At 39.3% G+C, this 21121-nt stretch carries 19 protein-coding genes; 10 read left to right on the forward strand and 9 right to left on the reverse strand.

Annotated features, from left to right (window positions below; genetic code table 11):
- Window positions 1–209 precede the first annotated feature (209 nt).
- Window positions 210–1451: an efflux RND transporter periplasmic adaptor subunit gene (locus BGO42_RS11675; protein WP_273244505.1), complete on the reverse strand. Its 1242-nt coding sequence runs from the start codon at window positions 1449–1451 to the stop codon at window positions 210–212.
- 147 nt (window positions 1452–1598) lie between these two features.
- Here BGO42_RS11675 and BGO42_RS11680 point away from each other — a divergent pair, with 147 nt between their 5' ends.
- Together BGO42_RS11680 and BGO42_RS11685 are read left to right on the forward strand one after the other, a co-directional pair.
- Window positions 1599–2951 carry a sigma-54-dependent transcriptional regulator gene (locus BGO42_RS11680; RefSeq protein WP_273244503.1) on the forward strand — a complete coding sequence of 451 codons (1353 nt, stop codon included), beginning with the start codon at window positions 1599–1601 and terminating at the stop codon, window positions 2949–2951.
- An 11-nt stretch (window positions 2952–2962) separates the two neighbouring features.
- Window positions 2963–4324, forward strand: a complete 1362-nt coding sequence (locus tag BGO42_RS11685; protein WP_273244501.1) for a sensor histidine kinase — start codon at window positions 2963–2965, stop codon at window positions 4322–4324.
- Here BGO42_RS11685 and BGO42_RS11690 read toward each other — a convergent pair.
- The 3 genes from BGO42_RS11690 to trmB are packed head-to-tail and all read right to left on the reverse strand — an operon-like array spanning window position 4321 to window position 5966.
- The gene (locus BGO42_RS11690; RefSeq protein ID WP_177730214.1) at window positions 4321–4653 is read right to left on the reverse strand and encodes an MGMT family protein; all 333 of its coding nucleotides are present in this window, start codon (window positions 4651–4653) and stop codon (window positions 4321–4323) included. The two genes, BGO42_RS11685 and BGO42_RS11690, sit on opposite strands and share 4 nt — an antisense overlap.
- Window positions 4653–5291, reverse strand: coding sequence for a LysE family transporter (locus BGO42_RS11695; RefSeq protein WP_273244499.1), 639 nt, complete (start codon window positions 5289–5291; stop codon window positions 4653–4655). Before BGO42_RS11695 ends, BGO42_RS11690 begins: the two co-directional genes overlap by 1 nt.
- Complete coding sequence (trmB, locus tag BGO42_RS11700) at window positions 5292–5966, reverse strand: tRNA (guanosine(46)-N7)-methyltransferase TrmB (RefSeq protein WP_177730218.1); 675 nt, start codon at window positions 5964–5966, stop codon at window positions 5292–5294.
- A gap of 255 nt (window positions 5967–6221) precedes the next feature.
- Here trmB and BGO42_RS11705 point away from each other — a divergent pair, with 255 nt between their 5' ends.
- Window positions 6222–7298, forward strand: coding sequence for a glycosyltransferase (locus BGO42_RS11705; RefSeq protein ID WP_273244497.1), 1077 nt, complete (start codon window positions 6222–6224; stop codon window positions 7296–7298).
- Here BGO42_RS11705 and BGO42_RS11710 read toward each other — a convergent pair.
- Both BGO42_RS11710 and BGO42_RS11715 read right to left on the reverse strand, forming a co-directional pair.
- Complete coding sequence (locus tag BGO42_RS11710; RefSeq protein WP_273244495.1) at window positions 7263–8306, reverse strand: sensor histidine kinase; 1044 nt, start codon at window positions 8304–8306, stop codon at window positions 7263–7265. The genes BGO42_RS11705 and BGO42_RS11710 overlap by 36 nt on opposite strands.
- A complete protein-coding gene (locus tag BGO42_RS11715) occupies window positions 8307–8990 on the reverse strand; it encodes a response regulator transcription factor (RefSeq protein ID WP_177730224.1) in 684 nt (227 codons plus the stop codon).
- 183 nt (window positions 8991–9173) lie between these two features.
- Here BGO42_RS11715 and BGO42_RS11720 point away from each other — a divergent pair, with 183 nt between their 5' ends.
- The 6 genes from BGO42_RS11720 to BGO42_RS11745 all read left to right on the forward strand — a co-directional run bounded on the left by BGO42_RS11720 (window position 9174) and on the right by BGO42_RS11745 (window position 16954).
- Window positions 9174–11924, forward strand: a complete 2751-nt coding sequence (locus BGO42_RS11720; protein ID WP_177730227.1) for a TonB-dependent receptor — start codon at window positions 9174–9176, stop codon at window positions 11922–11924.
- A 197-nt stretch (window positions 11925–12121) separates the two neighbouring features.
- A complete protein-coding gene (locus tag BGO42_RS11725; protein ID WP_273244492.1) occupies window positions 12122–13309 on the forward strand; it encodes a beta-helix domain-containing protein in 1188 nt (395 codons plus the stop codon).
- Between the two features lie 111 nt (window positions 13310–13420).
- Complete coding sequence (locus tag BGO42_RS11730; protein ID WP_273244490.1) at window positions 13421–13747, forward strand: T9SS type A sorting domain-containing protein; 327 nt, start codon at window positions 13421–13423, stop codon at window positions 13745–13747.
- Window positions 13748–13857: 110 nt separating this feature from the next.
- Window positions 13858–14907, forward strand: a complete 1050-nt coding sequence (locus BGO42_RS11735; protein ID WP_273244488.1) for a T9SS type A sorting domain-containing protein — start codon at window positions 13858–13860, stop codon at window positions 14905–14907.
- 153 nt (window positions 14908–15060) lie between these two features.
- Window positions 15061–15891 (forward strand): T9SS type A sorting domain-containing protein, encoded by an 831-nt coding sequence (locus tag BGO42_RS11740; protein ID WP_273244486.1) that lies wholly within the window; start codon window positions 15061–15063, stop codon window positions 15889–15891.
- A gap of 82 nt (window positions 15892–15973) precedes the next feature.
- Complete coding sequence (locus tag BGO42_RS11745; protein ID WP_273244484.1) at window positions 15974–16954, forward strand: LuxE/PaaK family acyltransferase; 981 nt, start codon at window positions 15974–15976, stop codon at window positions 16952–16954.
- A gap of 32 nt (window positions 16955–16986) precedes the next feature.
- Here the strand turns inward: BGO42_RS11745 and tyrS are convergent, their stop codons facing one another.
- Window positions 16987–18279 carry a tyrosine--tRNA ligase gene (tyrS, locus tag BGO42_RS11750; protein ID WP_273244483.1) on the reverse strand — a complete coding sequence of 431 codons (1293 nt, stop codon included), beginning with the start codon at window positions 18277–18279 and terminating at the stop codon, window positions 16987–16989.
- 125 nt (window positions 18280–18404) lie between these two features.
- Here tyrS and BGO42_RS11755 point away from each other — a divergent pair, with 125 nt between their 5' ends.
- Window positions 18405–19403 (forward strand): NAD-dependent epimerase/dehydratase family protein, encoded by a 999-nt coding sequence (locus BGO42_RS11755; RefSeq protein WP_273244481.1) that lies wholly within the window; start codon window positions 18405–18407, stop codon window positions 19401–19403.
- Here the strand turns inward: BGO42_RS11755 and BGO42_RS11760 are convergent.
- The gene (locus BGO42_RS11760) at window positions 19396–19776 is read right to left on the reverse strand and encodes a DUF4296 domain-containing protein (protein ID WP_177730244.1); all 381 of its coding nucleotides are present in this window, start codon (window positions 19774–19776) and stop codon (window positions 19396–19398) included. The two genes, BGO42_RS11755 and BGO42_RS11760, sit on opposite strands and share 8 nt — an antisense overlap.
- Window positions 19777–19780: 4 nt before the next feature.
- Entirely contained in the window at window positions 19781–21121 is a 1341-nt protein-coding gene (locus BGO42_RS11765; RefSeq protein WP_177730245.1) for a dihydroorotase, read from the reverse strand.

The following is a 21121-nucleotide window of genomic DNA, read 5'->3' on the forward strand; positions in this document are numbered from 1 at the left end:
GATTGATTTCTTAATTATTTTTTTAGCCTGTTCGTAAAACAGCACCGTTTGTTTTATTTTTTCCACATTGGGCATCCCTTGTCAGATTGCTTTTACCTGCTTTAAAGCGGCTGCTAAATGTATATGTTTTTTAGTCGTCACGACTGCAAAAGTTACGGCTTTATCTTTTATACAAGCTGCTTTTACTGGCGGTTTCTCTTTTAATGATGCTATTTTTCGAGATTTAATACGGTTACCTCCTGGTAATCTTTATAGGAAGAGGTAATCACTTTTTCCCCTGCTTTTAAGCCGTCCAGCACTTCAAAGTACAACGGGTTTTCCCTTCCCAGTGTTATCGATCTTCTTACGGCTTTATTTCCCTGAACCACGAAAACCCATTTCCCGGAAGTTTCCTGACTGAAATTGCCTTTGGGCAATACAATTTTCCTGGTGCTTTCGGAAAGGATCAGCTTTACGCCAAAACTTAATCCCTGCTGTAAATCCAGGTCTTTTTCACTTTCAAAGTTCATCTCAATCTGGAATTTGCCTTCTTTTACTTCCGGAATCACTTTTGAGATGATAACGTTCACCTGTTTGTCCTTATATTCTATCGTTCCTTTTTGTCCCGTAGCGACTCTTTCCAGATAAAACTCGTCTATTTTTGCCATTAGCTTGTATCCTTTCATCACGTCAATCTTACCGATACTTTCTCCTGCCTGATAGGTTTTCCCTAATATAGGTTCAAAAGAGGAAAGTCTGCCAGATAAAGGGGCGGTAACCAGGAAGTTTTTCTTATTGCTTCTTAAAATCTCGAGGCTTTTTTCCATTGTTGCAATCGACCGGTTGATCTGGCCGATCTGTACGCGGTTGGTTTGTTTTTCTTTTTGGATACTCTGCTGGATAATGTTTTTTCTTTCCTGCTGAAAACGAAAACTCTCCTTAGTGGTTTCCCAGTCGTTTTTAGCAATGATCTCTTTTCGGAACAGTCTTTCATTCAGATCATATAGTTGTTTGGCAGCATTGTAATCGTGCTCAATTGCAATAAGGTCTTTTGCCAGGTTCAGTTCCTGATTCCGGATATCCAGCCGTGCCTTGTTTAAATTATTGATCTGTTCAATAATGGAAGTTTCCTGCGTCAGGTAACTGAGTTCCGTATTCGGGTTGTACAATTTTGCCAAAGCCTGTCCTTTTTCAACATTATCACCGTTTCCTACAAAGATCTCCTGAACGGAACCCCCTTCAACAACATTTATCAGCATGGAATGCAACGGCTCCACTTTTGCCTGGAAGGCGATAAAATCTTCAAAGTATTCTTTTTCTACAGTTTTTACAATGATTTCACTTTGGCTGATATTCAGACTTCTTTCATTGGTAATCATTGCATAAGCAAAATAACCCGCCGCTAAAAAGAGCAAAATAAATCCGATACGATAGCTATTTTTTCTATTTTTACGGGTAATAACGGTGTCCATTTTTATTTGTTTTTGTTGTATTATCCATAGTCAATTTTGTGCCATAGATTTATAAATCAAAAACTTGCTAAAAATCAAGCCTTTCCCAATCAATCAAAATAAAGCAGTGTTCATTATCGGACACTTTTTGTACGAAATCGAACAGCCATGAAAAAAATGCAAGCCCAAATTTTAATCATCGATGACCAGGAAGACATTCTTTTGTCGGCAAAACTGCTGTTAAAAAAACATTTTGAAACCATCCTTACGGTAAGTTCTCCTAAAAAAATTGTGCAGTTGCTTGCCGATAATCCCATTGATGTTGTTTTACTGGACATGAATTACCGTATTGGTTTTGAAGATGGCCGCGAAGGAATTCACTGGCTGAAAGAGATCAAAACCCTTTCTCCCAATACGATCGTGATCTTAATGACGGCTTTTGGCAAGGTAGAAACGGCGGTGGAAGGCTTAAAAAGCGGTGCTTTTGACTACATCATGAAACCCTGGGACAACGAGCAGCTGATCTCGTTATTGCAAAATGCCGTTTTAAAGAGCCGGAAAGAAACTAAAAAGTCGGAGGCACTCCCTAAAAACAAAGTTATTTTTACCGGTAGTTCCGCCGCTATAAAACAGGCGTATGCCATTGCCGAAAAGGTAGCCCGAACGGATGCCAACGTGCTGGTACTGGGTGAAAACGGTACCGGAAAATATGTTTTTGCCGAATATATCCATCAAAATTCCAATCGTAAAGACAAGCCTTTTATTCATGTTGATCTGGGTTCCTTAAATGAGAATATTTTTGAAAGTGAGCTTTTCGGCTATGCCAAAGGGGCTTTTACCGATGCCAGGACCGATACCCCGGGGCGCTTTGAAGCGGCTCAGAACGGCACTATTTTTTTAGACGAAATCGGAAACATTCCCCTGCACCTGCAATCCAAATTACTGCAGATCATTCAGAATAAAACGGTTACCCGGCTTGGCGAAGCAAAACCAAGACCTTTGGATGTGCGCATCATTACCGCTACCAATCTGGATTTAAAACAGGAAGTTGCTTTTAAAAATTTCCGGGAAGATTTGTTTTACCGGATCAATACCATGGAAATCCTGTTACCGCCTTTGCGAAACCGGAAAGAAGACATTATTCCGCTGGCTGATTTTTTACTGACGCAAATGATTGCAAAGTACAACCGCGAGCGTATTACGTTTGCCGAAAAAGCACTTCAAAACATCGAAAAACACGCCTGGAACGGTAATATCCGCGAAATGGAAAACCGGATTGAACGCGCTGTTATTCTATGTGAAAACAGTACCATAACCGCAGCCGACCTGGATCTGACCGTTATTGTACCGGTGGAAACAGCTGCCGAGGAGATCCAGCTATCCGATATTGAAAAGGCTACCATAGAAAAAATACTGGCCAAACATCATAACAACATTAGCAAAACTGCGGAAGAGTTAGGGCTTTCCCGTGCGGCTTTATACCGGAGAATAGAGAAGTTTAAAATTGACGTAAAAGAATAAATCCCGTTTCGATGACCAAATCCTGGAGAGTTCATAATGCTTTGTTTTTGCGGCTGTTTGTCATTTTACTAACAACCGGGCTTGGCCTGTTTTTATTTCAGAAAGGGCTCACCTACAGCCTGTTTTGCTGTATCTGCCTGCTGGTACTGCTTTTGCTCGAGCTTTACTTTTTTTTCAAGAATGTATTTTCCTTTTACGACAAAACCATTTCGGCTATTTTACAGAATGATTTTTCGTCCAGTTATTCGAAAGAATACCAGTTCGGGAATTATAAAAAGCTATACGAACTGTATGACGTTTTAAAAACAAGAGCGCAGGAACAGACTTCCAGAGAGATCATTTACCAGTCCATCCTGAACAATATTGACAGCGGCGTTCTTATTCTTGAAAAAGAAAGCGACGAGTGGAATATCTTTTTAATAAATGACTATTTTTCCGATTATTTTACGGTGCCCAAGGTGTCTAAATGGTTGTATTTAAAAAACCAGCTGCCAGCTTTTTGCAAGGTCATTGAAGACAATAATTTTGAGGAACTTAAAGCTCCTGTACAAATACGGGTTAACGAGAACAGCGACCCGCAAACGTTTATACTCCAGTCTTCGTTGAGTAAAGCAAACAATAAAGAATACTATATTATACTGCTGGATTCCATTCAGCGGGTTATTGAGAAAAAAGAAAAAGAAGCCTGGATCAACCTGATGAAGGTTATCTCGCATGAGCTGATGAATTCCCTGACGCCCATCCGTTCCTTATCGCAAAACCTCCAGGACATTGTTAACCAGGACACACTTTCCAATGAAGATTTCGAGGACATCCGCCTGAGTCTTTCCACCATTGTGAACAGAAGTGACCAGTTACAGTTTTTTGTTGACAATTACCGGAAACTGGCGATGCTTCCTTCCCCTCAAAAAACAAAAACGGAACTTAAAATCCTGCTTGACGAATGCATTGCGGTCATGGCCCCGCTTTTTAAGAAAAACGGCATTACTCTTCGCAATACGGTTGATTTTAACCGACAGCTGCACCTTGACAAACAACAAATGGAACAGGTTATTATCAATTTGTTTACGAATAGTATTTTTTCGCTGGAAAACAGCAATGCTGAAGATCGATTTATTGAAGTGGCGGCATCGTTTAGCAACAATCGTTTTTACCTGACTATTTCCGATAACGGTTTTGGGATTGATGCGGCTATTAAGGATAAAATTTTCCTGCCGTTTTTTACCACCCGTAAAGACGGTGCCGGTATTGGCTTAACGCTTTCCAAAAATATTATTGAAGCACACGGAGGCTATCTGAGTTACCAGAGTGACGAGCAAAAAACAACTTTTATAATCTGCCTGATTGAGAACAGTCCGAAAGAGCCGTCCTAAAACGTAACCTCCGGTTCCCAGAGTACTTTTTTAAAATCAACCACCTGATTGTTTTTCACTTTTATGCCTTCGCTTTCCAGCAATTGCTGCATCAGGTTGGTGCCTTCAAAGTGGTGTTTCCCGGAAAGCAGTCCGTTTCTGTTGACCACACGATGTGCCGGTACATCATCTTTTCCGTGCGCGGCATTCATTGCCCAGCCTACCATTCTGGCAGAACGCGCCGCACCCAATGCTTTTGCAATAGCACCGTAGGAGGTTACTCTTCCGTAGGGAATCTGCCGGACAACGGCATAGACTTTTTCAAAAAAATTGTCGTTAACGGCTATCATTAGCCCAGGTAATTGTTGATTAATTTAACCAGAGTGATAACGGATACCAGCCCGGTGATGGACCCGATAATGTAGTTGATATTGTTCATCAGGAAAGACGGTTTTTTTTCCTCTTTCTTTTTAAAGAACAGTATGTACATATAGAATACCAGGAAAGAACCTAAAACCGCTCCGAATACAAATAATGAAATATAGGACTGGTTAAAAAAGAAGTACCCGTTTCGGGAAAGCCATACACTCACGAATACATAATACGGAATCGGGAATAAATTCAGGGCAGACAGCAGCATTCCTAAAAAGAACCGGCTGGTCTTGCTCCTCATTTTTAATTCTTCCTTTTGTTTTTTCGGTTTGTTGGCTGTTGTAAAAAAGTAAATCGTCAGCAAAACAAAAATCCCAAGTCCGATTTCCTGTAAAAGGTTAATGACATCGGGATTTCTGTCTATAAATTTTGCAAACAGAACCGCCATATAGGTTTGAAAAAGGACAGTGAGTGTCGCCCCTAAAGCAAACATAACGGCTTTATTTCTGCCATCTCTTACGCTAACTTTTGCAGCAGTCATGTTGAGCAATCCAGGCGGAGTGATTCCGATGGATGCTGCTGTAAAACCCAGAATAAGCGGCATAAAATAGTTCATCTACTTAATTTTAAATTGTATGTAGGTAATGGCTTTATTTTGTTCTAAATACTGTTTTTCATAAAAGGTCTGGATCGCTGTTACCACTTCCGGAGCGCCTTCATTTTTGTATACATTGTGGTTCGCATAAATAACCTCATGTCCTTCTCCGTGAAGCAATCCTAACGTATAGCCGTGCATAAATTCGCTATCCGTTTTCAGGTTCATCAATCCGTCTTTTTTCAGTATTTTTTTATAACGCTGTAAAAACTCCGTATTGGTCATGCGGTGCTTGGTACGTTTGTATTTGATCTGCGGATCCGGAAACGTGATCCAGATCTCATCTACTTCATTTTTATCAAAAACATGTTCGATTAGCTCAATCTGCGTACGCAAAAAAGCCACATTGTGCAATTCGTTCGCTACAGCTGTTTTAGCTCCTCTCCAAAATCGTGCCCCTTTGATATCGATACCGATAAAATTTTTATCCGGGTAACGTTCTGCCAAACCTACAGAATATTCTCCTTTTCCGCAACCCAGTTCTAAAACAAGCGGGTTGTCGTTTTTGAAAAATTCTTTATTCCACTTTCCTTTTAACGGAAAAGAATCCGTTACTACCTCTTCTCTTGTTGGCTGAAAAACATTACCGAAAGTCTCGTTTTCCTTAAATCTTTTTAATTTATTTTTACTTCCCACGACTAAACTTAAAATTTTGGTAAAATTACGGAAATATCCAAGAACAAAAATAGTTTTACTTTGCACTTATCAAACAAGTTATTAAAGATACTTATTTTGAACGAAACTTCAGACAATTTTAATCGTTAAGTTTCCGTTATGCATGCTAATCTTTGGAAAAAACTTGTTCTTTCAGCGTTTGATTTGGGTTGTTTTTTCAAAAAGGGTTTCCAATGCTATCGGGATTAAGAGAAAAACTTTTGGAAAATTTGTAAAATGCATAAAGTACATAAAAAAAGAATTTTAGTTGCCCCGTTAAACTGGGGATTAGGCCATGCCACACGATGCATTCCTATTATCGAGGCTTTGGAAAATAACAGTTATCAGCCGGTAGTTGCTTCCGATGGTGTTGCTTTATCACTATTGGAAAAAGAGTTTCCGCATTTGCAGACACTGGAATTGCCTTCCTATAAAATCCAGTATGCCCAAAACGGCGCCAATTTTAAATGGAAGCTTATTTCGCAGATCCCGAATATGGTTAAAGCCATGCGCACGGAGCACAGCACTATAGAACGCTGGATCGATGAGCATGAGATTGACGGTATTATATCGGACAATCGCCTGGGATTGTATTCCAATAAGGTCCCAACGGTGTTTATAACGCATCAGCTGAATGTGCTGACCGGAAATACTTCCTGGATAACGACCAAAATACACCATCAGTTTATTAAAAAGTTTAATGAATGCTGGGTTCCCGATATTGCCGGCACACCTAATCTTTCCGGTAAATTAGGACATCTGGACAGCTCTTCACTAAACGTGAAATACATTGGCCCGTTGAGCCGTCTGCACAAAAAAGCAGTCGAACCGATATATGACCTTATGGTTATCCTTTCCGGACCGGAGCCGCAACGCACCCTGCTGGAAGAGAAGCTGAAACTGGAGCTGAAATATTTTGAAGGCAAGATCATTTTTATCAGAGGTGTGATCGAAGAAGAGCAGACCATTACCCGCCGACTGAATTTTACCTGTTATAATTTTATGAATACAGAAGAGCTTGAGATGGCTTTTAACCAAAGTAAAATCGTATTGAGCCGCTCCGGCTATACGACTATCATGGATTTGGCACAACTGGGCAAAAAAGCTTTTTTTATTCCAACACCCGGACAATATGAACAGGAATATCTGGCTAAGAAATTAAAGAAAAAAGGATTGATCCCGTATTCCAGACAGGAGGATTTTAAAGCAGACGACCTGCTTCAGGTGGCCTTGTATAAAGGGTTAAAGAATGTTACCCAGGAAATAACCTGGAGGCAATTATTTAGTCTTTTCGAGCGTAAAGGAAAACTCTGAGCCAACGCCGAGTTTGCTTTCCACATAAATGCGCTCGTCATGGGCTTCAATTAAATGCTTCACGATAGCCAGACCCAGACCGGAACCGCCTTCCGAACGGGCTCCGCTTTTATCGACACGGAAGAATCGTTCGAACAAACGCGAAATGTATTGTTTCTGAATTCCTTCACCGTTATCGGTAACACGGATGATCACTTTATTGTTTACCAGGTCTTCAATACTAACCTCAGTCGTTCCGTTTTCTTTTCCGTACTTAATGGAGTTTTCAACCAGGTTGGTCACTACCTGCTGGATTCTTTCCTTGTCGGCAAAAACCTTAATCGCTTTCGGGTATTTGCGGTCAAACATCAGCATGATGTTTTTCTGGTCGGCACGCATTTCAAGCAGGTCAAAAACATTCTGAACAACATCTACAATATTGAATTCGGTAAATTCAAGGTTCAGATCCCCGGCTTCCAGTTTGGTAATCATATCCAGATCTTTTACGATATAGATAAGGCGTTCCACTCCTTTTTCGGCACGCTGCAGGTATTTTTTACGGATGGCTTTATCGTTCATCGCGCCATCCAGCAACGTGAGCAGGTAGCCCTGAACCGTAAACAGCGGTGTTTTTAATTCGTGAGAAACATTGCCCAGAAATTCTCTTCTGTATTCCTCACGAATTTTTAAGGTTTCTATTTCAATTTTTTTGTCTTTGGCAAATTTTTGCACTTCGTTCATTAAAGTCGCCATATCTGTAGTAACCGGCTGACTTCTGAGTGTGGAAGAATCCAGAAGCGAAACATCGTCATAGATTTTTTTCACTCTTCTGTAAATAAAGCGTTCCACACGGTATTGCAGAACGAAAAAGGAAAAGAAGTATACGCCTAAAGCAAAAACAATACAGAATTTGTAATTCAGTTCAAAAAACCAATAGGTCAATCCTGCAATTAATAAAGTTGAAAAAATGGTAATATAAAGTGCAGATTTAACCGCAAATCTGTATGATTTTTTAAAGCTTATGGACATTTATATTTCTAATTTGTAACCTACTCCTTTGATGGTTTTAAACAATTCGTCGCCGATTTTTTCTCTTAGTTTTCGAATGTGAACATCAATTGTTCTTCCACCTACAACTACTTCATTACCCCAGACTTTATCCAGTATTTCTTCACGTTTGAATACTTTTCCGGGTTTTGAAGCCAACAGGTAAAACAGTTCGAATTCTTTACGGGGAAGGATAATCTCTTCACCTTCTTTTACGATTTTGTACTCTTCGCGGTTGATTTCTATTTCACCTACTCTAAGCACATCACCCTGCTGCTCTTCTTCTTTTAAGCGGCGCAATAAGGCTTTTACCTTGCTCACAAGCACTTTTGGTTTGATTGGCTTGGCGATATAATCATCTGCTCCGGCATCAAAACCTGCAACCTGCGAATAATCTTCACTTCTTGCCGTTAAGAACGTAATAATAACATTGGCTAATTCGGGAATTTTACGAATGTTCTCACACGCTTCCATTCCATCCATTTCCGGCATCATTACATCCATAATGATTAGTTGCGGCATTTCTTTTTTTGCCTTTGCAATCGCTTCTCTTCCATTGCTGGCGGTCACGATTTGATAACCTTCCTGTGATAGATTATACCCTACAATTTCGAGGATATCTTGCTCATCATCAACCAATAAAATCTTAATGTCTTTTTTCTTCATAATGGACACTGTATGTGTGTTTTCGGGTTGTAAAGGTAAAGATAATACAAAACGATTACATGTGTTAACGATTATTTAATCTGTTAACGTTTTAGTAATAAATAACCAACAAAAGCATAACAAGTCACTAACCTCAAGTTAACGCTCACCAAGTTCCTTTGCACAAAATTTAATAAACACACAATGAAATTTAAATTATTATTAACAACATTATTGTTCACGGTCTTTGCCTTCGCACAAAAGGGAACTGTCAAGGGTACCATTACAGACAAAGAAATGAACAATGAACCGTTACCTTTTGCCAGTATAACAATTAAAGGTACAACAATTGGAGCAAGTACAGATGAAAAAGGTAATTTTAGTCTGAGTGTTCCGGAAGGAAATCACATTTTGATGATTGCCTTCTTAGGCTACGAAACTACTGAGGTGCCTTTTAAAATAGCTTCAGGAGAAACAAAAACCATTGACAAAGCAATTGGTGCAAACGGAGTACAACTGGAAGATGTTGTTCTTAAAATAGAAACCAGCCGTCAGAAAGAAAGCGCTTTATTAGTAGAACAGAAAAAAGCAATTGAAATAAAACAGAGTATCGGAGCGCAGGAATTATCCCGAAAAGGGGTTAGCGATGTGGCAACAGCTGTAACCAAAACTACAGGGATCACCAAACAGGAAGGTTCCGGGAATATTTATGTGAGAGGTTTGGGTGACCGTTACAACTCCACCACCATGAACGGCCTGCCGATTCCTTCAAACGATCCGGAAAAAAAGAATATCAAACTGGACATTTTCCCTACAGACATTGTAGAATATGTATCTATTGACAAAGTATACAACGGAAAAGTTTCCGGAGATTTTGCCGGAGGTAACGTAGATATCGTATCGAAAGACTACAAAGGAAAAGGATTTTTAAAATTGGACATCGGTTCTAATGTGAACACGAACGCATTGGCAGAGGACAATTTCAGCCTGCAGAAAGGACCAAACAGCTTTGGCTTCAGCAATCAGGCGAATCCGAAAACAATTGCTGCCTACGATTTTCAGTCATGGCAGCTGGAAGGTAAAACTCCGGTAGCCGGATCATTCGGAATTTCCGGAGGTAAATCATTCGACATCGGAGCTGAAGGAAAATTAAGCGTTTTCGCAACCGGATCTTTCAGCAATGAATATACCTCCAAAAGAAACGGTAGCGCAAAAGGAAGCGTTAGCGGTGACGGAAGTTTGATCAACAAAAATTTCAAAACCTATACTTCAATGGGTTACAACACCAACACCACCGGATTGGTAAATGTTGGCTACAAAATAAACAACAACCACAAAATCAGCTTCAACTCCCTGTTCATCAACTCTTCCAGCCAGGTTAAAGATGAGTATTTCGGATATGTTGCCGATTTGGAAGATACCGGAAACGGTTTGATCCGTCGTTCTCAATATGTCAAAAACACCCTTTTTGTAAATCAGTTATTGGGAGAGCACACGATCAGCAGCCGTTCAAAATTCAACTGGGGTGTAGCCCAAAACAACATCACAGGTGATACACCGGACAGAATGTACAATTCTTTTAAAAAGACTGACGAAGGCTATGTACTAATCAGTAAATCAAAACCGGACAACCACCGTTATTTCCAGAGATTAAAAGAGTATGAAACCGTTGCCAATGCCGCTGTTGACTATAAATTCAAAAAAGACGGAGAAGGTGATTTTAAAGGAAAATTCACATTAGGGTATAACGGTCGTTTTAAAAACAGAGATTTTAAAGCCACACAGTTCAACTTCAAAACGGAAGGTCCTTATCTGGGTACTCTTGTTGATCCTGACAACCTGGATTTGTTTTACAACCAGCAAAATCTGAACAATGGTTACTTTAACGTGAGTACCTTCATTGGAAACTCAGAAATCAGCAATGCCCTGGATCCTCAAAAATATTCCGGAGAGCAGATTATTCACGGAGGATTCTTAAATACCGAGTACAAATTCAGCAACAAGCTTACTGCGGTTTTAGGTTTACGTGCCGAGTATATTTTCCAAAAAGTAAACTGGAAAACACAGCTTGACCCGACCGGTGACAAAGATGAATTCGACAAAGTGACTTTCTTACCGAATTTAATCATGAAATACGAATTGAACGAAAAGCAGAATCTTCGTTTGGGATTAAGCAAAACCTACACACTTCCTCAATTTAAAGAAAGAGCTTTATTTATCTATGAAGATGTTACAGAGGTAAAAATCGGTAACCCGGATTTATATCCTTCAGACAACTATAACTTAGACTTAAAATGGGAAATGTTCCCTAAAAATGACGAGTTACTATCTTTCACTGCTTTTGGTAAATATATTGTTAATCCTATCAACGAAGTTACGATCGCTTCTTCTACTAACGATATTTCTTTTATCAATACAGGAGACAGAGGTTATGTAGCCGGTGCCGAAGCAGAATTCAGAAAGTTAATTTTTGAATCCGGTGAGAACAACACTAAAAAGCTGACAGCAGGCGTAAACGCTTCTTATATGTATACAACCCAGGATTTGAATACGTCAAAGGTTGAGAACGAAACAAGATACCAGGTACAGTTCACAAACGCTAAAAGCGCTTTTACAGGAGCTTCTCCATTGTTGTTAAATGCTGATATTTCATTCTTAAAAGAATGGGATAATAAAAATGCGAATGTTTCCACAACTCTGGCTTATTCGTATTTCTCAGACAGGATTTATGCTATCGGAACAAACTACAGAGGCGACCAGGTTGACAAAGCCGTAGGCACACTGGACTTTATCCTGAAATCCAAAATCAACAAAAACTTAGGTTTTGGTTTCACTGCAAAAAACCTGTTGAATCCAAAAATCGAACGTGTTCAGGAAAACGATAACGGCGACATCACATTATTAACTTATACTAAAGGTTTGAACCTGAGTTTTAACGTTAGTTACCAGTTTTAAGAAAACAATACAGAAACACAAAGGAGCACGATCGTGCTCCTTTTTTATTTGCAGCAAGATTACTTAACACAAGAAACATTCTCTTAATAATTAGGACAAAATAAGTTAATCTAACATTGATAATCGCTTAACCTGTTTCCAGAAAAATCAGAGCACTTTTGCATCAAGACATAACTAAAAAATTATTTAGAAAAAAAATGAAAAAATCGATTGTAAAATTATTTGGAATTTTCGCAGTAACTGCAGGGATCTTAACAGGTTGTTCTTCTTCTGATGACGATAACAACAATAACTCCCAGCCATCTTCTTCTTTCGTTGCTAATGCAAACGATTTCAAAGGAGTAATCAATGATGGTACGGTAACTTTAGTTGCTGGTGTAACTTATAAGCTTACAGGTAAAATTCAAGTAAATAACGGTGCTACATTAACAATTCCTGCTGGAACAAGAATTGAAGGTACTGGAGGAACATCTGCTTATATTGCAGTTGCTCAAGGTGGTAAAATCAACGTTTTAGGTACAGCAAGCAGCCCGGTTATCATGACCAGCGGTTTAGCTACTAAAAATGCAGGTGACTGGGGAGGTTTAGTAATTTGTGGTAAAGCTCCGATTAACAGAGGTACTGTTACTGCACAATCAGAAGTTGCTGATTTAACTTATGGTGGTACAGTTGCTACTGACAATTCAGGTGTAATTAAATATTTAAGAGTAGAATATTCCGGAGCTGCTTTTAACACAGAAAAAGAATTCAACGGAATTTCTTTCTTCGGTGTAGGTTCCGGAACTGTAGTTGAAAATGTAGAGGTTTACCACGGTGCTGATGACGGATTCGAATTCTTCGGAGGAACTGTTAACACTTCAAACTTAGTATCTATCGGAAACGAAGACGATCAGTTTGACTGGACAGAAGGATGGAACGGAACAAACACAAACTGGTATGGTAAAATTGATTTCGGAAAAGGAAACAGAGGTATCGAAGCAGACAACTATGAGTTCAACTTTGACGCAAATCCAAACTCTAACCCTACAATCGCCAACCTTACTTTAATCGGACCTGGAAGTACTGCGGATACTAACATCTATACCGAAAACCAGGCATTAAAATTAAGAAGAGGAACTAAAGGAATGTTCAGCAACCTGGTTATAAAAGATTTCAAAGTTGGTTTCGATGTAGAGCACGATCAAACTATCGCTTACGTTGCTAACGGTACTTTAAAAGCTACTAACGTTAAATTCGACGGAATCGGAACAAACTCAAAAGGTAAGAAAACGGATGCTTCAAGTGCTGATGTAAGTGCTGTATTTACAACTTCAACTACTGCAACAGGAGCTGGAAACGGAACAGCAGCACCAAGCTGGGCAACAGGATGGGCTATCGGTTTCTAATCTACATAAAAAATAATCTTTTTCAGAAAAATATCTCTCTTTTTTAAGAGGGATATTTTTTTTGGCATAAATTTTGAACTTTTTTTGTATCTTTATACAATATTTGTACACATGAAGAAAAATTACTTTTATATTATCCTATTCTCCCTCTTTTTGTTTTCTGTAACCGCGATGGCACAGGAATCAAAAAGTTCTTCTGGTACTACAATTGAAGGGTTAAACATTTATCCCAATCCAACAAACGGAGACAAGATTTACATCACTTCCCGTTCTTCACAGGACAAAGAAGTTGAAATTTTTGATGTATTGGGAAAACGTATTTTGCAGGCCACTCTTAATTCCAAAGAGTTAAACATTGCCAATTTAAATGCCGGCGTTTATATCATAAAAATCAAAGAAGGTGAAGCTTCCGCAACAAGAAAGCTTATTATCAGATAATTAACACAACAAAATTTACAATAATTAACCATAATTTTACATTAAAAGTTTTCATAACTAATGAATACTTATTAACTTTGTTGTCCACTTTTTAAAAAACAATTCAAAACATGAAAAAACTTTACACTTTATCATTAGTATTATTAGCTAGTGCTTATTCTTTCGGACAAACCGTTTTAACCGAAAGTTTTAACTATACAGCAGGACAAAATGTCGGAGGTAATTCAACAGCTACAACTGACACTACCGGAGCAAACAACTGGACTACACAAAGTAATACTTCTGGAAACTCAGGTACAATAGACGTTATCGCTGGTAGCTTATCCTACACTGGCTTACAAGCTTCAGTAGGTAATAAAATTTTATTACCAGGAAATAATACTGCCGTTCCAAGAGACATAAACAGAGCAATCACTCCAAATGCTGCTGATAACGTTCTTTACTATTCATTATTAATCAATGTTATCGACAACACTCAATTAAGCGGAACCCCTAACTACTTCTTCGGATTAGGAGCTTCAACTACTGCTTTTGGTGCCCGTTTAGGTATCAACTCTACTACAGGAACTAATTACAGATTAAGCATTCAAAACACATCCGGAGGAGCACCTACATTTACTGATTTTGTTCAAGATTTAAATTTTGGCACAACTTATTTAGTAGTTGTAAAATATGATAAATCTGCATCACCAACTAATGCAACATTATGGGTAAACCCTACTAGTTTAGGAGGAGCTGAACCAGCAACAGGATTTGTATCAAACAATTCAGGAACTTCAGCATTCAACACTTTCGCAAACATCTTCTTAAGAAATGCTCTTGCAAGTGGAGCAGGTACTCCTAAAGCACATATTGACGAAATCAGAGTAGGAAACACTTGGGCTAGTGTTACTCCTCAAGCTACTGCCAGCTTAACTGACAACGCTATCGCTGGATTAAAAGTATACCCTAACCCGGTTTCCGGAAATAACTTCTATATCTCTTCTGACGCTACTGCTGTAAAATCAGTTGCAGTTTATGATGTATTAGGAAAACAAGTAATCAACACTAAAGTTGAGAACGAAGCAGCAATCAACGTTTCTAACTTAAACGCTGGTGTTTATATCGTTAAAATCACTGAAGAAGGAAAAACGGCAACTAGAAAATTAGTTATCAAATAATTTCTTCAAACAAGATATTCTTAAAGCGCTGACAATGTCAGCGCTTTTTTTTATTTCCGTACAATCTTCAAAAAACCGCTAAAATTTAAACATAGCTTTACATTATCGTCATTAAAAACAAATTTTCATACGGTATCTTTCCATAAAAATACCATGAAGAAAATCTACTTCGCTTTATTCAGCATCGCAACAGCACTAACGGGCAGTGCTCAGACGAATTTAATTCCAAATGGGGATTTTGAAAATTGGACAAACAACACGACTCCAACAAATTTTACACCGGTAAATACCGAAACGTTTTCTGCAAACAATTTTATAGCAAAAGAAACCGGCATTAAAAAAAATGGCCTGTCTGCCGTAAAACACCAATCGCAGGACGATACCCAAACCGTAAGTCCTAACAATCTGATCCCGGTTATTGCCGGAAACAACTATACCATCTCCTATTGGCTTCTTGATAACGATACCAAAGCACGTTCCCGCGCCTGGCATTCCTGGGTGAGCATCTACAATGGCGTAGAAATGGAACTTACAGACAACAGAGACATTTTGCATCCCACCTCCTATTCCAGCAACAACGCACAATGGGTACAGATCAGTTTTACCCTGACCGCACCAGCTAACGCCACACATTTCAGATTTCAGGCAAGAACCTACAGACAGTCGGCAACAAATGTTGGCGGATATATTTATTATGACGATTTCTCCATCGTAAACAACACTCCAATGGGAACAGCCGATCACACTATTGAAGGACTGAAAATATATCCCAATCCGGCTTCAGCCAATGACAACCTGTTTATCATTTCCGATTCCGGCGCTGCAAAATCGATTCTTATGTATGACATCCTGGGCAAAGAAGTTAAAAACACCACTGCCGACAACAACAGCCCGGTTAACCTTTCCCAATTAAACAGCGGCGTTTATTTGCTTAAAGTCACTGAAGAAGGAAAAACGGCGACCAAAAAATTAATCATCAAATAGCCTTCCATAATCCTTAACCTTGCAAAGCATCAATTTCTATTGGTGCTTTTTTATTTTGTATTTTTGTCAAAAAGAATTTCCCTTGATCTCAACATCCGATATATTTCAAATTGCATCCAAAAAAGAATTTGAGAAAACAACGCTCAAAGTTTTTCGCCATCAATATGATAACAATAGTGTTTATCAGGATTTTTGCAATCTTTTAAAAAAGGACAAAACCAATGTCAAAAGCATTCAAGACATTCCATTTTTACCCATACAGTTTTTTAAAAGTCATGATGTATTAAGTTCAACCGAACCCATACAGACCACGTTTACCAGCAGCGGAACAACCGGCATGAGTACCAGCCGCCACCTGATAACCGACTTACAGTACTATGAAGAAAGTTTCCGTCTGGGATTTTCCCAATTTTACGGCAACATTGAAGATTATGTTGTTTTAGCCCTGTTACCGTCTTATCTGGAACGGGAAGGCTCTTCATTAATCTACATGGTAGAAGATTTAATACAGGCATCCAATCAACCTGACAGCGGCTTCTATTTAAACAATTATAACGAGCTGATTGAAAAACTGGTTACTCTGGACAGGCAGGGACAGAATGTCATCCTGATAGGGGTTACCTATGCTTTACTGGATTTAATTGAAATGCAGGATTTCAGCCTGAAAAACACCATTATCATGGAAACCGGAGGCATGAAAGGGCGCCGCAAAGAAATCATCCGGGAAGAACTGCACGATATCTTATGCAAAGGATTCGGCGTGTCAAAGATCCATTCCGAATATGGTATGACCGAATTATTATCGCAGGCATATTCTTTAGGCGATGGTGTTTTTGAATGCCCTCCGTGGATGGATATCCTGATCCGCGATACCGAAGACGCCTTATCGTATATTGCCTACGGAAAAACCGGCGGCATTAACGTAATTGACCTCGCAAACATCAATTCCTGCTCCTTTATCGCCACCCAGGATTTAGGAAAAAAATACACCAACCAATCCTTCGAAGTATTGGGCCGTTTTGACAATTCCGATATCCGCGGATGCAATCTGATGGTTTTATAAAATAAAAAAGGGAGCTTAAAGCTCCCTTTTCATTATATTGCTCTGATAACAAAATAATTCTTTTTACCTCTTTGCAGCAAAACGAATTGTCCGTTAATCAGATCCGTATCGGATATGGAATAATCTTCTCCTACTTTTTCCTTATTAACCGCGATCGAGTTCTCTTTTAAAGCTCTTCTTGCCTCACCGTTAGAAGACAGGAATCCCGATTTACCGGCTAAAGCATCAACAATCCCTAAACCGGATGCAATCTCCACTTTAGCAATCTCCGCTTGCGGCACACCATCAAAAACATCTAAAAATGTTTTCTCATCCAATTGTCTTAAATCCTCCGAAGTTGAATTTCCAAATAAAATATTCGACGCTTTAATCGCATTGTCCAGATCTTCTTTTGAATGCACCATAATTGTGATCTCTTCCGCCAAACGTTTCTGTAAGATTCTTAAATGCGGTTCTTTTCGGTGTTCTTCCGTTAAGGTTTCAATTTCTTCTTTCGATAAAAACGTAAAGATCTTGATATATTTTTCAGCATCTAAATCGGATGTATTCAACCAGTACTGGTAGAATTTGTATGGCGATGTTCTGGCAGCATCCAGCCAGATGTTACCACCTTCTGATTTTCCGAATTTAGTACCGTCTGCTTTTGTAATCAACGGACAGGTTAACGCATAGGCTTTTCCGCTTTCTTTTCTGCGAACCAGTTCCGTTCCGGTAGTAATATTACCCCATTGGTCACTACCTCCCATTTGCAGGGTGCAGTTTTTCGCTTTGAATAAATGTAAGAAATCATACCCCTGAACCAATTGGTAAGTAAACTCGGTAAAAGACATTCCTTCTGCCGATTCTGACGAAAGACGTTTTTTAACGGAATCTTTAGCCATCATATAGTTCACCGTAATATGCTTCCCTACATCACGAATAAAGTCCAAAAACGTGAACTCCTTCATCCAGTCATAGTTATTTACCAGTTCCGCAGCATTGGGAGCGTCGGAAGTAAAATCAAGAAAACGGGACAGCTGTCCTTTTATCGCATCCTGATTGTGACGCAGCGTTGCTTCGTCCAGTAAATTTCTTTCGTTTGATTTTCCGGACGGATCGCCAATCATTCCGGTTGCACCGCCCACTAAAGCCAAAGGCTTGTGACCGCTCAACTGGAAATGTTTCAGCATCATTACGCCTACCAAATGTCCTATATGCAATGAATCCGCTGTTGGGTCAATACCCACATACGCCACACGCATCTGCTCCAACAAATGTTCTTCCGTGCCTGGCATAACGTCGTGGAGCATTCCTCTCCAAGTCACTTCTTCAATAAAATTCTTCATTTTTAATCAATTTGCACAAAGATAATCGAATTAAACTATTTGATGAAGCATCCTTTTTGACAATTTTGTATTTTTTAATATAATTCCTACTTCCATAAGCTGCTATAATTACTACATTTGTAACTATGATATTAGTAACAGGCGGAACCGGATTAGTAGGCGCATATCTTCTTCTGGACTTACTTCAGAAAGGAGAGGCCGTTCGGGCTATTTACCGTTCGCATTCCAATATCCAAAACACCAAAAAGCTTTTTGAAAAACACCGGCAAACGGCCCTGTTTGAAAAAATAGACTGGTTTGAAGCCGATATTACCGACATTCCCCGTTTAAGCAAAGCCTTTAAAGAAGTAGAATATGTGTACCATTGTGCTGCCTTAATTTCTTTTGATCCGGACGACGAAGAATTGCTGCGCAAAACCAATATTGAAGGCACCGCCAATGTTGTCAATTGTGCACTGGATTTCAAAGTCAAAAAACTCTGCTATGTAAGCTCTATCGCTGCTTTAGGCGACACAAAAGAAGGCGAAACACTCATTACCGAAGAAACAGACTGGAACCCCGAAAAACTCCACGGTGATTATGCCATTACAAAGTTTGGCGCTGAAATGGAAGTATGGCGTGCCGCTCAGGAAGGTTTAAAAGTAATTGTTGTTAATCCCGGAATCATTTTCGGAAGCGGCTTCTGGAATAACGGCAGCGGCCAGATTTTTAAAAAAATTGCCGGCGGATTCCCATTCTACTCAAAAGGCGTAACCGGAATTATAGCTATTGAAGATGTTATCCGCATCATGACCGCCTTAATGAACAGTGATCTTGCCGGAAACCGTTATACGCTTGTCGCAGAAAATCTTTCTTTAGAAAAAATATTGTTTACCATCGCCGACGGCATGGGTAAAAAAAGACCTTCCGTTTATGCCGGTCCGCTGCTCACAGCGATAGTCTGGCGACTGGACTGGTTATTTTCCAAACTATTGTTCCGTAGCAGAAGTTTCACAAAAGCTACATCAAAATCCTCCCACTCACAGGAAATTTACAGCAATAAAAAAATAGCTCAGGAACTGAACTATTCTTTTATCTCCATGGAGGAATATCTTTTAAATCTAGGGAAAGAATATACTAATTAGCTGCATCCGTAGGCGGAACACCTGTAGTTTTCTCGATTTCTGCGCCTACCGCTTTTCGCTGCTCATCCAGTCTTTCAATCACCTTATTATACAGTCTTTTATATCCTTCCACATCGGACGCATAGTACTTATTACTGGCTTCAATTATTTTAGCATTGACTTTATACTTATTAAAGATATAATCATCCAGCTTTAGATTATTCGAGGAAATCCGCAGCGGATCATAGCCGTCAACAGCCTGATATATCGCAATATCCGATAAAATTTCGACCATAGTATCTTCCGGAATAAGATTCACGGGTTTTTTCATGACCTGTTGCTCACAGGCAGTAACCACACATAGCAATCCGATAAGAAAAAGAAGTTTTTTCATAATTTTATCTATCAAATAATAAACGCTCTCCGCAACGAATATCTTTAATCTTCGAATTTACATAAACTAACTGTCCGTTTACCAACGTATGGGTAATTCGTGATTTAAAATTCGAACCTTCAAAAGGCGACCATCCGCATTTGTACAGAATATTTTCTTTTTTCACGCTCCACGGAAGTCCCGGATTCACAATAGCCAGATCGGCATAATATCCTTCCCTGATAAAACCTCTTTTTTCGATTTTAAAGATTTTAGCCGGATTGTGTGCCATTTTCTCCACAATCTTCTCCACGGAAATTTTCCCCTGATGAAACGCTTCAAACATCGCCACAACTGCATGCTGAACCAATGGTCCGCCGGAAGGGGCGCTGGTATACGGATTTTTCTTTTCTTCCAATGTATGCGGCGCGTGATCTGTTGCAATCACATCGATTCTGTCATCCAATAAGGCTTTCCACAATTCATCCCTGTCCTTTTCCGTTTTTACGGCCGGATTCCATTTTATAAATGTCCCTTTCTTTTCATAATCGGCATCGGTAAACCAAAGATGGTGCACACAAACTTCTGCGGTGATCTTCTTCTCTTCCAATGGGATTTTATTGGTAAACAATTCCGTTTCCTTAGCGGTAGAAACATGGAAAATGTGCAAACGGGCTCCGGTTTTCTTCGCCAGCTCAATCGCTTTCGAAGAAGAAAGGTAGCACGCCTCTTCACTTCTTATTAAATGGTGGAATTTCATCGGGATATCATCTCCGTATTCCTCTTTATATTTTTCAAGATTCGCTTTGATTGTCCCTTCATCTTCACAGTGAACGGCAATCAGCATGGGCGTACTGGAAAAAATCTTTTCCAGAACTTCTTCATTATCCACAAGCATGTTTCCGGTTGACGAACCTAAAAACAATTTTATCCCGGCAACATTTTTCGGATTGGTTTTTAAAACTTCTTCCAGATTGTCGTTTGTTCCGCCCATCATAAACGAATAATTCGCATAGGATGTTTCGGCTGCAATCTGGTATTTTTGTTCCAATAATTCCTGCGTTACCGCATTCGGAACCGTATTGGGCTGTTCGATAAAGGAAGTGATTCCTCCGGCAACAGCAGCTTTCGATTCGGAAGCAATATCGCCTTTATGCGTTAATCCCGGTTCCCGAAAATGCACCTGATCGTCGATTGCACCCGGAATAAGATAATTTCCTTCGGCATCAATAATTTTACAATCAGAAGATTTAGGGCTTATACTTTCTGCGATTTCCTTGATAATTTGTCCTTCTATCAATACATCACCTTCAAAAATAACGCCTTCATTTACAATCTTCGCATTTTTTATTAATATCTTGTTCAT

This window comes from Flavobacterium sp. 40-81 (genome assembly GCF_001898245.1).
GTDB lineage: Bacteria > Bacteroidota > Bacteroidia > Flavobacteriales > Flavobacteriaceae > Flavobacterium > Flavobacterium inviolabile.